Origin of the sequence: Baaleninema sp., assembly GCF_049974805.1 — a bacterium.
Classification (GTDB): domain Bacteria; phylum Cyanobacteriota; class Cyanobacteriia; order Cyanobacteriales; family Geitlerinemataceae; genus Baaleninema.
In genome coordinates this window covers 1-12,179 of the sequence record NZ_JBNGCO010000018.1, presented here as the reverse complement: position 1 = coordinate 12,179, position 12,179 = coordinate 1, and the positions used below count along the sequence as shown (strand labels likewise).

Here is a 12,179-nt window from a genome sequence, read left to right as displayed (position 1 = left end):
GGCGAACGGCCGTTCGCCCCTACAACCTGTGTTCTCTGTGTCTCTGGGCGTGAATCCTCTCACTCAATCCACCCGACGAATCGGGGAAAACAGTAAAATCTGCTGCGTCGAACTCAACGCCACGCCGTCGATGTTGGCTTGGGCGAATGCATAATCCTTAGTTTGCCACAAGGGAATATAGGGAACGGCTTCGGCTACCATTTCCTGTAACTCTCCCAACAGGCGATCGCGCGTTTCCACATCCGTCGTTTGACGCTGGCGTTCGATGAGTTCGTTGGCGCGATCGCTATAGTAAAAAGAGCCGTGATACTGACTCTCGCCATCTTGACATCCGGTTTCCGGCGAACCCTCGTTACAGTCGAGAAACGGCTTGAGATAGTTGTCGGCGTCGAAAAAGTCCGCATACCAAGACAACATAAACGTCGGATACACCCCTTTGTCCAAATACCCGTAAGCGGTGGCGGCTTCTACGCTGCGAGGTTCGATGCGGACGAGTCCTTCTAAATCGCGATCGACCAAGGCTTTTAAGACTGTCGCCGCGAGTCGGTTTTCGTTGGAACTGGAGGCGAACCAAATTTCGATTTCCAGGGGATTGTCTGCGGAAAATCCCTCCTCTCGTAACAGGGTTTTGGCGGTGTCGAGGTTTCCGTCGCCGTAGCGGGTGGCGAAGACGGGTTCGGAAGCGTCGAACGATCGCGGAAGTAAGGTATATAGCGGTTCGGCTTGTCCGTAAAATACGCGATCGCTCAGCAGGGGTCGATCGATAATGTAGGCGAGGGCTTGTCGGACTTCCAGGCGATCGAGGGGCGGTTGTTCTACGTTTACCACCAAATAGGAAATCGTCGGACTGTCGGCGGTGACGATGTGCCATCCCTCTTGCGGCGCGAGTTCTTCTAAACTATGAATTTGATCGGGATCGAGATCTTGATACGCCACGTCGATCGATCCGGTCCGAAAAGCGTTGTACAAATTAGCTTTGCTGGAAAACCGCTGTACGTCAATTCCCGAGTTTTCCGGCGTCTCGCCCCAGTAGTCTTCAAATCGGTCTAATTGCAGGGCGTCGGTACCGTAACTCTTCAAAATATAAGGCCCCGTTCCTACGAACTGATTCGGCTGAAATTCCCCTTCTCCAATGTTGTAGGCGTTGGGAGAAACGGGACAAAAACCGGGAAATGTCAACAAGGCGGTAAACGCCGCAAAGGGATAGTTCAAGCGAATGGTGAGTTCGTATTCGTCCGTGGCTGCGACAGATTCCACGAGATCGGAGAGTAAAAACGACGGACGCCCTTTATTTTCCATAAATCGCGTCAGGGAAAACACCATCGCTTCGGCGTCAAACGGGGTTCCATCGTGAAACACCACGTCGGAACGCAGGGGAATGCGATAGGTTAAGCCGTCGTCGCTAACTTCGGGAAGAGATGTCGCCAGTTGCGGGAGGATTTCGGTGGCGTCGCTGGCGTAGCGGTAGAGGCGATCGCCTAAGTTTGCAATGGCGATAAACGACGAGAGTTCGTAGGCGTCGGCGGGATCGAGGGTGACGACTTTGGCGGTGGTTCCGAGGCGAATGCGATCGATCGTCTCCGTCGGCGGTAACGAGGGGCTACAACTGACGAGTAAGGCGACGCAGAAACTCAGCATCCCCGTTACGATAGCCATTCGCCGCCCGATTTTTCCTGTCATCCTCAATTGTTCCGATTCCTAGCGCGATCGATTCGATCGCATTACGATCTCAATATTACGATTGGTCTCAGACTCTAATCTTTCCCACTCAGCCTTTCCACTCAGCTATGACCGTAAAATCCATCGTACCGACTCGAGCGATCGAGAAACAATTTTGGACTTGGCGAAACCATCGCATCGCCTACACCGCCTCGGGTGAAGGAACGCCGCTGTTGTTAATTCACGGCTTCGGGGCGTCCATCGGACATTGGCGAAACAACATCCCCGCCTTCGCCGAAGCCGGATATCGCGTCTACGCCCTGGATTTGCTGGGTTTCGGCGACTCCGACAAACCCGCGTTAGGGTACGCTTTGGAACTCTGGCGAGACTTAATTTCGGACTTTTGGACGGAATTCATCAAAGAACCGACGGTATTCGCCGGAAATTCCATCGGGGCGTTGCTGGCGTTGATGTTGGCGGCGGAACATCCCGATCGCACTGACGGTATCGTACTCCTCAACTGTGCGGGAGGACTCAACCACCGCCCCGAGGAGTTAAATCTTCCGCTGCGGGTGGTGATGGGCACCTTCGCGAAACTGGTATCCTCGAAATGGTTCGGGTCGTTTCTGTTCGATCGCGTCCGTCAACCCCACCGCATTCGCGGAACCCTGCGTCAAGTCTACGGAAATCGCGAGGCGGTGACAGACGAACTGGTGCAAATGCTTTACGCCCCGTCCTGTCATCCCGGCGCACAACAGGTCTTCGCCTCAATTTTAAGCGCCCCCGCCGGACCGAAACCGTCGGAATTGTTACCGCAAGTGCAATGTCCCATGTTGGTATTGTGGGGTGAAGACGATCCTTGGACGCCAGTAAAAGGGTCTCAGATTTTCCAAGATTGGGGAAAACGCCATCCGGTGACGTTTCACTCAATTCCGAAAACGGGTCATTGTCCCCACGACGAACGCCCGGAAATCGTCAATTCTTTGGTGTTGGATTGGTTGCAAACTCTTTAATTTTAACAGTCAATCCGCTTGCGAAATACACCTCATCGGTGGCCGCCTTTTCGGGAAGGCGGCTTGGGAAATTCAAGAATTAAACAAACCCGGAGTCTTCTCGAGATTCCGGGTTTCTTGAGTCTGGAGCGTGAAGAACGGTTTTTAACGACCGGCGTTCGTTTCTTTCGCCATGTCTAAAAAGGCTTTCATGTTGGCGCTGGGACGACGGCGGGGCGTCACCGAATTGGGCATGAGGAATTGGGTCGCAAAGCCCGTTGCAACCGGTTGTTTGGGGGCTGCGGGTTTGGCTTTCGGCTGAGGTGCAGGCGCGGGTTTTTCGGCTTTTTTCTCAGCTTTCTTTTGAGATTTTGCGGCCGGTTTTTTTTCTTCTTTTTTCGCCGTAGGCTTGGCTTCTTTCTTGGGTTTTACTGCGTCTTCTTTTTTCTCTTCTTTGACTTCAGGGGCAGCCGCTTGAGTCGGTGCTTCTTCTTTTTTAGCACCTTTAGAATCGTCGAGTTCTACAAAAAATTCTTCTTTTTTAGAACCAAACAGTTTGTTTAACATGGAATTACAATCCTAAAATCTCGGGTCGGAACGTCAGCTCGATCGGGCGACGGATTTCTCTCTCGACTTGCACTCTCAACCTGCAATTTCGAGAAAGACAGACCGTCAAATCTTGCCCTTATCATAGGGCGAGATGAGAGAAATTGTTGATATTTCTTAATATTTTTTAACAAAAAAGGGTAAAATCGGGTTGGTTTTCGGCTATTTTCAGGGGGTTTTGTGAGACTTATCTACAATTCCTTACACTTATTTACAGAATCCTCATTTAATGGGGAGCGATCGCTCGTGGAGATAGATCCGGTCGAAAAGCTGTCCCGAGGTGGGGAACCGGGGCGATCGCGCCGGGTTAAGGTGAAAGCATTCGATCGACCCTAAAACCGAGATGAAAGGCAAAACACAGGCGAAACAGTCAGAAAATCCCGTGGTATTGGTTCACGGATTCGGCGATACGGGAGCAGTATTCGATCGCATGGCGGCGCATCTGTCGTCCCGGGGAAAACCCGTGTACGCCATCGATCTCGTTCCCAGCGACGGAAGCGTGGGATTAGAAGAGTTAGCGCAGCAATTGGCGGCCTTTGTCGGCGATCGCATCGAAGGCGATCGCGCCATCGATCTCGTCGGGTTCAGCATGGGGGGATTAGTATCGCGTTACTACGTCCAGCGTCTCGGCGGCGTCGAACGGGTCGATCGCCTTATCACCATTTCCTCGCCCCACCAAGGGACCTGGACAGCCTACGCCCTCGATCGCGTCGGTTGTCGGCAAATGCGTCCGAACAGCGAGTTTCTGGTAGAGTTAGATCGGGACGCCCGAAACCTCCTCGGACAAATTGACTTTACCTCAATTTGGACGCCTTACGACTTAATGATTGTACCGGCTCGCAGTTCTCAAATGCCCGTGGGAGGCGATCGCCAACTTCCCGTCGCCCTCCATCCTTGGATGCTCGAAAATCGCCGCTGTATCGAGTTAGTGGCTGAAATTCTCGATCGATCGACATCCCCACCCGCCCTAGAGAGATCAATGCAACTGCGATAGACTAAACGAGGTTTCCCCAACCATTTCCCCACACTCCAGTCCCCAAATTCCCGCTTCCGTTGGTGAACGATGGCGTTGTCCCGAGATTTGGGGTTAACCGAGACGGAAATCGCGATCGACCGACTTGAAACCCTACCTCCGATTAATCAACTGTTCGACTTCATAACTATCGTGGAACGAGAACCATCGCGGGAACAGTTAAAAAAGGAACTCGCGGAACTTCGCCGCGAAGTCGAAGCCCTCAAACTCGAAAAAATCGATCTCGAGATCGTGATCGAAAACATCACCGAACACGCCGACGGGATCGAAAACGAACTGCGGGCCCGCAACAAAGAAATCGTCTCCCTCAACCACCAACTGGCCCTGGCCAACAAGGAACTCGAACAACTGGCCAATCTCGACGGCCTCACCGAAATCGCCAACCGACGGCATTTCGACGAAACCCTAACCCGAGAATGGCGTCGTATGGCTCGCCAACGCCAACCGCTCTCGTTGATTCTCGGAGATATCGATTTTTTCAAACGCTATAACGACACCTACGGACACCAAGCGGGAGACTGGTGTTTGAAACAGGTGGCGTTAGCGTTTTCCCAAGCCGCCAAACGTCCGAGCGATTTAGTCGCCCGGTACGGCGGCGAAGAAATCGCGGTAATTCTCCCCGATACGGACGAGCGCGGCGGAATTTACGTAGCTGCGGAAATTCGCTCTCATTTACGGGCGATGGCGATCGAACATGGCGGATCTCCGATCGATAAATACGTGACGCTGAGTTTGGGAATCGCCACGCTCTTCCCGACGCCGGAACTCTCCGCCACGCTCCTCGTCAACCAAGCGGACACCGCCCTCTATAAAGCCAAAAAAGACGGACGCAATCGTACCGTCTTTTTTCGTAAAGGCTCTGTTTGATGGGGTTGGCGCGATGCAGGTGACAAGGAACAGGGGTTAAACCCACTCGATCGCACCATCATCCCATCATCTCATCACCCCATCATCCCCCGGCGGGGCGTAGGGCGGCCGCATTTTGGCGCCCGCGTCACGGCATCCTATTGGCTGCTCACGGTAAAGGCTGGACTGGCGGCGACTTCTTGGAATTGAATCGTGTCTTCGCGAGGATCGGCGTAAGTGACTTGGAGATCGAGACGTTCCCCCAGTTGTACCGCACGGGGGAAACGCCACACGAATTCGATGCCGATTTCTTCGAGGAGAATCACGCCTAAATTCTCGTCTTCGCGAATCCAGCGCAACACCAGGGCTTGCCAGGTTTCGTCGGTATGGCGACGGAGATATTCGATCGCCCAATACCGAGAGGTTTGACGCTCGACGAGTACCGCTTCCTTCACAGACGTCATAATACTCGCCATCATCTGCTGTACCTGTTCGGCGGAGAACGGTTGTTCGTCCCCCCGCAGGTGGGCTTTGATTTGGAAGTGGGTCAATAAATCGGTATACCGCCGAATCGGAGAGGTGACTTGGGTGTAAGTATCGAGACCGAGACTGGCGTGGCGGTTGGGGAGAATGCTGGTTTCGCTGCGGGGCATACATTGACGGATGGCGCAGGAACGCACCGGCCCGGCGGGCAGTTGTAGCAGTTCCTCTTCGGGGGGGAGTTCCGGTTGGGGTTGGTGGCGAAAGGGGATAGCCAGGTTGTGGGTTTGGCCGTAGTGGGCGGCCACTTCCCCGGCTAAAATCATCATTTCCGCCACGAGATTGCGGGAGGGGGAATCGTCGAGAACTTCGATCGTGACCTCTTCCCCTTTCACTTTAATGGAGGATTCGGGCAAGTGAATGGAAATCGACCCCCGGGTTTGACGCCACGCCTGACGTTTTTTCGCCCATTCTGCCAGGTCGGAAATTTCCGGTTCGGCCCGCAACCCCAGTTGCAGCATCTCGTCTACGTCGTCATAGGTGAGGCGATAGGTGGGTTTGACCCAACTCGGATGAATGCTGTATTCGCTGACTTCTCCAGTTTCTTCGAGGACGACGCTGAAGCTGAGGGCGCAACAGGTTTGGCCTTGGTTCAAACTCATCGGCCCCGTTGCCAGTTCGGTGGGCAACATGGGGGTCATCCCGGTGGGTAAATAGACGGTGGTGCAGCGTCGGCGGGCTTCTAAGTCCAGTTCGTCGCCGGGAGTCAGCCAACGGGTGGGATCGGCGATGTGAATCCAAAGACGCTGGCGGCCGTCCTCGAGATATTCGAGACTCAAGCCGTCGTCGATTTCTTTGGTGCTGGTATCGTCGATGGTATAGATTTTGAGATGGGTGAGATCGAGTCGGTTCGGGTCGGAATCGGGGGGCGGAGATGTCAAACAGCGTTGCGCCACGTCGAGAACCTTGTTCGAGAAGTGCGTTGGGATTTGGGTGCGTCGGAGGAAGAGATTTTCGTGGGGACTCCACAGACCCAAATCGACTAAGAGTTGAAAGGCTGCTTGTGGCGTGTCGGGGCGCCCGAGGGCGCTGAGGATTTCTTGGGCGGCGGCGCGGGAGGGGGTTTCGTTCCCCAAGGCGGCCAGGCGTTCGAGGGCGTCGATACGGTTTCGATCGCTCTGACTCCATTCGACGGTTTCGCCAGTTAAGGCTTGGTTGACGCGATCGAGAAACTCCTGCCATTCTTGTTGGCGTTGGGCTTCGGCCTCGAGTTGGTGTTTGAGGTCGGCCACCTGCGAGGCGGATCTTGGCTCGTAGCGATCGCCTTTTTGTTTGAAATATACTTTATCGTCCGACAACAAACAGTGTGCGGCGTACTGTTGAGCCGGCGTTTCGTCGTTGAAGAGCAGTTGCGCGAGTCCGCTGGGATCGATCGACTCTCCATCTTCGGAGAGAAACTCCCAAGCCACTTCTAAACTCGAGGGATCGAGATAATCTTGCGCTTCCTCGAGCAACGACTCTATCTCGTCGGGGCTAAACGCTTGGCTGTTGAGATTAAACGTAATTTGTTTGGGTGATAGAGTCCGAGACTGGCCTCGATCGTCGATCGCGACCCAGTTCTTCTTCCCTTCTGGACGGTCTAGCACCGCAAGCCGGCGCTCGCCGTGCAGTCGAAATTCTACGAGGTTTCCCTTCTCCACCAGCCTACCCGTTGCACGTCTGTGTCGTTGTTACGCCGCTAGCCGTCGATCTCTCACCGACAGCTAACGCACGACAAGAAAACATTACCCTTCTTTATTCAAGAACGGCAACAGTGCTAATATTCTAGCGCGTTTAATGGCCTTGGTCAGGTCGCGCTGTTGGCGAGCCGTCAAACCCGTGATGCGGCGAGGCAGGATTTTCCCCCGTTCGGTAATAAATTTTCTGAGCAGATCGACATCTTTGTAGTCGATGGGATCTCCCGGTTTGATGGGAGATACGCGACGACGGTAAAACGTAGCCATGGAATGCTTTACTCCTAAACAATTGAAGGTTGGGGTTTAGCAGCCGAGAGGCGTTGAAAGCGTCTCGGGACTATGCGATCGAACCGAGGTTCGATCTATTTGGTTTCTTTGTGAACCGTGTGTTTGTTGCAGTGGGGGCAGAACTTTTTCAGTTCCATCCGCCCGGTGGTGTTACGACGGTTTTTCTGGGTCGTGTAGCGAGACACGCCCTTCGATCGCTTGTTAGTGTTCGTGCGACACTCGGTACATTCGAGGGTCACGACAATGCGGACGCCCTTAGCCATAATCGTCTCGTGTTTCTTCTGTGAACAAATTCAGACGCGATCGTCTATTGTTTCATAGTTTGCCGAATTAGGGCAACCCATTTTTTAGCTTTCACGTCCAAGGAGTAGCCCCGTCGGGTGGCGACGACGCGAGTATCGGCAATGCGATCGTGCAGGGCGGAAGGATCGAGAGGGTCGAACCAGGCCACGCCCACATCGATGCTGAAGGGAACCAGTCCCAGCAAATAAAAGGCATTGCGCGAGGCCAAGCCAAAGAAGCCCGACAGCGCCCAAAACGCAAACAGCCCCGCCATTCCTTCCCGTTTCGCCAGTTCTACCAGTCCGGGGGTACGTTTGTAGCGGTTGTCTACCACGCGCATATCGAACGCCCAGCGGCCGGGACTTTGGCCGTAATTCGAGGCGGCGACGACGACGCGCATCGCCAACCACGCCAGGGCAAAACTGACGAACCGCGCGAAGCCATTCGGTCCGCCCAGCATGGCGCAGAGAAACCAGGCGATCGCGCTATCGAGTGCAAACGCGCAACCCCGGCGCCACAGGGGCACTCGAGGCACGCGATCGTAAATCGGATCGTTGTCCATCGACAGTGTTGGGAATTGCCAGCATTATCTTAATAGTGCCACGCTCGGGGGGATGAGGGGATGAGGAGATGATGGGATGATGGGATGATGGGATGAGGGAAAATTCTCTCCCAAGCTCCCCCTCTCTCAATTTTCAATTATGCTTCAGTATGGTTCCGAAATTTGGTTGCGAACGGGGGAACATTTGCTGTTGGTGGCGCTTTCGGTAGCCATCGCGCTTTTAATCGGGATTCCGGCGGGATTGCTGGTGACGCGACGCCCCAAACTCGCACCGCCGATTATTGGCTTCGCCAACGCGGTGCAGACGATTCCCAGTTTGGCGATTTTTGGCTTTCTGATTTCGGTTCCGTTACTGGGCGGAATCGGTAAAATTCCCGCGATCGTGGCGCTGTTTTTGTACGCGCTGCTGCCCCTGGTTCGCAATACTTACGCGGGAATTTCAGGGGTCGATCGCGCCATCGTGGAAGCAGGCCGCGGTATGGGAATGACCGATCGACAGTTGTTGTGGAAGGTGGAATTTCCTCTGGCGATGGGAGTGATTATCGCTGGGGTGCGGGTGGCGACGGTGACGAGTGTGGGCGTCGCCACGATTGCGGCGGCGATTGGGGCTGGCGGTTTGGGGGTGTTCATTTTTCGCGGAATCGCCACGGTGAACAATTCCCTGATTTTGGCGGGGGCGGTTCCGGCGGCGGTGATGGCGCTGCTGGCGGATTTCGCCATCGGAGAGATCGAAAAAATCCTGCGAAACGGTCACCATTGGCGCAAATGGAAGACGCCTCGCAGTTTGGCGCTGTTGGTGTTGGTAGGATTGTTGGGATCGATCGCCTTCTATCCCGCCTCGAATTCTACGTCCCCCGCCTCGGGCGATATTACCATCGGCTCGAAAAACTTCACCGAACAGGTGATTCTCGGGGAACTTCTGGCACAGCAAATCGAAAATCATACTAATCTAACTGTAGCGCGACAGTTTAATCTGGGGGGGACTTTTATTTGTCACGAGGCGGTAAAATCTGGACAGATTGACGGTTACGTGGAATATACGGGGACGGCGTTTGCGGGAATTCTGAACCGCGACCCCATCGCCGACGCTCGGGCGGTCGAAACCGAGGTTAGAAAAAGCTATAAAGAACAGTTCGATTTGGCGGTCATGCCCAGTTTGGGGTTCGAGAACACTTTCGCGATCGTGGTACGCGGGGAGGACGCGCGACGCTACGATTTGCAGCAGCTCTCGGATTTGAAACGTCAGGCGGACGAGTGGCAACCGGGATTTGGCTACGAGTTTATCGAGCGAGACGATGGATATCCTGGGTTGGCGCGAACTTACGATCTCGACTTTGCGCGATCGCCTCGGGTGATGGAGTTGGGGTTAATGTATCGCGCCCTCGTCCACCATCAAGTTGATGTGGTGGCGGCCAATTCCACAGATGGCTTACTGGGCAAGTTAGATTTGGTGGTTTTGGAAGACGACCAACAGTATTTTCCGCCTTACGAAGCGGTTCCGGTGTTTTCCCGGGAGACGTTAGAACGATATCCCGAGGTGAGGGAGTCGATCGAACAGTTAGCCGGACAAATTAGCGAATCCGACATTCAGGAGATGAACTACGCCGTAGACGGAGATTTTCGTCCGTTTGACGAAGTCGTGCGCGAGTTTTTAGCCTCGCGAGCCTCCGAAGATTCTCCCTCTGAGGCGGCCGCCTCCACTTCAGCCCTCTCAGTACTGAGGAGATTGGCGAAAAAGCAACTGTAGGGAGGCAGGACGATGGAATCGCCGGGTGACGGATGTTCGGCATCCCCCGACGATTGAATCTCGCATTCGACACCGAACACCGACTCGCATTCCGCATTTTCCGTCAGGTCGTATCTCACCGAGTCGCCGCCAATGTTGAACAGACACAACAATCGCTGTTCTGCGTATTCCCGCACGAACCCGAGTATCCGTTCGTCCGTCTCCAACAGTTGGAAATCTCCAGCAATAAGGGCGGGTTGACCGCGACGCCAATGGAGCAATCGCCGCCAGGTATTCAACAAGGAATCGGGATCGCTGTTTTGTCGATCGACCGCACGGTTGAGATGGTTTTTGGGAATCGGAAGCCAGGGTTCTTCAGCGGAAGTAAACCCGGCGTGGGGTTGGCTCGAATCCCAAGGCATGGGAGTCCGAGAGCCGTCTCGACCGGGGACTTGGGGATAGAGCGCCTTACCAAAGGGATCGCGAATTTTGTCTTCGGGAATGTCTTTAGGAATTTTCGCTTCCGGAAGCCCCAACTCGTCCCCTTGATAGAGACAAAACGCGCCGGGAAGACACAACAGCAACGCCGCCATCATGTGGTAGAACTCTTCGGGGTAAGGTTGTCCGTTAATAGCTCTTTCTGTCCACTGCGATCGAAGGCGTCCGTAATCGTGGTTGCCCACAATCCAACATTGCCCCCCTTCAGCGAAGTGAATTTGAATGCGTTGTAGAATGCGCCGCATCATGGCCGCCGTCATCGGTTCGTCTTGGAGTAAGGCGCTGTTGTAAACCAGGTGTAAGCGATCGTCTCCTTTGACGTACTGACTCGAGAGGTCGATGGAATCTTCGCAAAGCGTCACCTCGCCCAGCGTCACCACCCCCGAATATCGATCGACCAGTTCGCGAATCGGTTTGAGAGCGTTCAAATTCTCCGGACGGCAAAAGTTATAGCGAAACAGATAGTCCACCATGGGATTGTCTGGGTCGATGCCGTCGGGAAGCGGGACGTATTCCGGTCGTTTGGGATTGTCCCGCAGTTCTCGATCGTGAACGTAAAAATTCACCGCATCCATACGAAATCCATCCACGCCGCGATCGAGCCAAAACTGAGCGCGACTCAACACGGCATCGATGACGTCCGGATTGTGCCAGTTTAGCTCCGGTTGACTGGGCAAAAAATTATAAAAATAATACTGTTGGCGACAGTCATCCCACTCCCACGCACTTTTTCCCATAAATGCCGAGACCCAATTGTTCGGCGGCGAACAGCCATCGGGTTTCGGGTCTGCCCAAACATACCAATCCGCTTTCTCATTATCGCGACTTTTACGGCTTTCAACGAACCAAGGATGTTGGTCGGAAGTGTGGTTCCAAACTTGGTCGATGAGGACTTTTAAGCCAAAAGTATGGGCGATATCTAACAGTCGATCGAAATCCCCCAAATCTCCAAACAGCGGATCGATATCCAACATCCCCGTCACGGCGTAGCCGAAATCGTCCATCGACGCCTCGAATACCGGACAAAGCCAAATAGCATCCACGCCGAGGGAGGCGATATAGTCCATTTTGGTAATAATGCCTTGAAGGTCGCCCATGCCGTTGCCACTCGAATCAAGAAAACTCAACGGCGAAATTTGATAGATGACGGCGTGCTGCCACCACTCGCCGTTATGACGCATATTGTTGGCATCTTCCCAAGTCCAGGCGCGGCGGTTAATAACAGGATGACGCCACCATTGCTCGTCGTTAGTTTGCAGACGAGGGGTTTTGAATTTTTGAACTTTCTGCACGGTTGTCTCCCTCCTCGAAAATGTTAAGGTCGCGACGGTAAGACTTCAGTCGGCCGAAGTAGCGTCGTCGCGACCCTACAATCAGACAGGACTTTCAACAGGCCCCGCCGGAACGGGATATCGGAACACTGCCGCCATCGAAGTTTCTTCGCCGGGAACCTGTTTCGGTTCGACCGAAT

10 protein-coding genes and 1 pseudogene are annotated in these 12,179 nt (G+C 54.2%); 4 read left to right on the top strand and 7 right to left on the bottom strand.

Annotation, left to right across the window (positions count from 1 at the left end; genetic code table 11):
- Positions 1-63 precede the first annotated feature (63 nt).
- Positions 64-1,656 carry an ABC transporter substrate-binding protein gene (locus ACP5D4_RS05600; protein WP_428010645.1) on the bottom strand — a complete coding sequence of 531 codons (1,593 nt, stop codon included), beginning with the start codon at positions 1,654-1,656 and terminating at the stop codon, positions 64-66.
- Between the two features lie 131 nt (positions 1,657-1,787).
- Here ACP5D4_RS05600 and ACP5D4_RS05595 point away from each other — a divergent pair, with 131 nt between their 5' ends.
- Positions 1,788-2,672, top strand: coding sequence for an alpha/beta fold hydrolase (locus ACP5D4_RS05595; protein ID WP_428010644.1), 885 nt, complete (start codon positions 1,788-1,790; stop codon positions 2,670-2,672).
- A gap of 144 nt (positions 2,673-2,816) precedes the next feature.
- Here ACP5D4_RS05595 and ACP5D4_RS05590 read toward each other — a convergent pair whose 3' ends face one another.
- Positions 2,817-3,218 carry a hypothetical protein gene (locus ACP5D4_RS05590; protein WP_428010643.1) on the bottom strand — a complete coding sequence of 134 codons (402 nt, stop codon included), beginning with the start codon at positions 3,216-3,218 and terminating at the stop codon, positions 2,817-2,819.
- A gap of 382 nt (positions 3,219-3,600) precedes the next feature.
- Here ACP5D4_RS05590 and ACP5D4_RS05585 point away from each other — a divergent pair, with 382 nt between their 5' ends.
- Together ACP5D4_RS05585 and ACP5D4_RS05580 are read left to right on the top strand one after the other, a co-directional pair.
- Positions 3,601-4,251 (top strand): esterase/lipase family protein, encoded by a 651-nt coding sequence (locus ACP5D4_RS05585; RefSeq protein WP_428010642.1) that lies wholly within the window; start codon positions 3,601-3,603, stop codon positions 4,249-4,251.
- Positions 4,252-4,320: 69 nt separating this feature from the next.
- The gene (locus tag ACP5D4_RS05580) at positions 4,321-5,157 is read left to right on the top strand and encodes a diguanylate cyclase domain-containing protein (RefSeq protein WP_428010641.1); all 837 of its coding nucleotides are present in this window, start codon (positions 4,321-4,323) and stop codon (positions 5,155-5,157) included.
- 137 nt (positions 5,158-5,294) lie between these two features.
- Here the strand turns inward: ACP5D4_RS05580 and ACP5D4_RS05575 are convergent, their stop codons facing one another.
- The 4 genes from ACP5D4_RS05575 to ACP5D4_RS05560 form a co-directional block, all read right to left on the bottom strand.
- Positions 5,295-7,316, bottom strand: a complete 2,022-nt coding sequence (locus ACP5D4_RS05575; RefSeq protein ID WP_428010640.1) for a ribonuclease catalytic domain-containing protein — start codon at positions 7,314-7,316, stop codon at positions 5,295-5,297.
- Positions 7,317-7,400: 84 nt separating this feature from the next.
- The gene (gene rpsR / locus ACP5D4_RS05570; RefSeq protein ID WP_428010639.1) at positions 7,401-7,619 is read right to left on the bottom strand and encodes a 30S ribosomal protein S18; all 219 of its coding nucleotides are present in this window, start codon (positions 7,617-7,619) and stop codon (positions 7,401-7,403) included.
- Positions 7,620-7,714: 95 nt separating this feature from the next.
- Positions 7,715-7,903, bottom strand: coding sequence for a 50S ribosomal protein L33 (gene rpmG, locus ACP5D4_RS05565; protein WP_428010638.1), 189 nt, complete (start codon positions 7,901-7,903; stop codon positions 7,715-7,717).
- A gap of 44 nt (positions 7,904-7,947) precedes the next feature.
- Positions 7,948-8,484: an RDD family protein gene (locus tag ACP5D4_RS05560; RefSeq protein ID WP_428010637.1), complete on the bottom strand. Its 537-nt coding sequence runs from the start codon at positions 8,482-8,484 to the stop codon at positions 7,948-7,950.
- Between the two features lie 139 nt (positions 8,485-8,623).
- Here ACP5D4_RS05560 and ACP5D4_RS05555 point away from each other — a divergent pair.
- Positions 8,624-10,081, top strand: a pseudogene (locus ACP5D4_RS05555) (glycine betaine ABC transporter substrate-binding protein); the annotation flags it as partial.
- A gap of 2 nt (positions 10,082-10,083) precedes the next feature.
- Here ACP5D4_RS05555 and ACP5D4_RS05550 read toward each other — a convergent pair.
- Positions 10,084-12,000 (bottom strand): alpha-glucosidase family protein, encoded by a 1,917-nt coding sequence (locus tag ACP5D4_RS05550; RefSeq protein WP_428010636.1) that lies wholly within the window; start codon positions 11,998-12,000, stop codon positions 10,084-10,086.
- Positions 12,001-12,179: the final 179 nt, after the last annotated feature.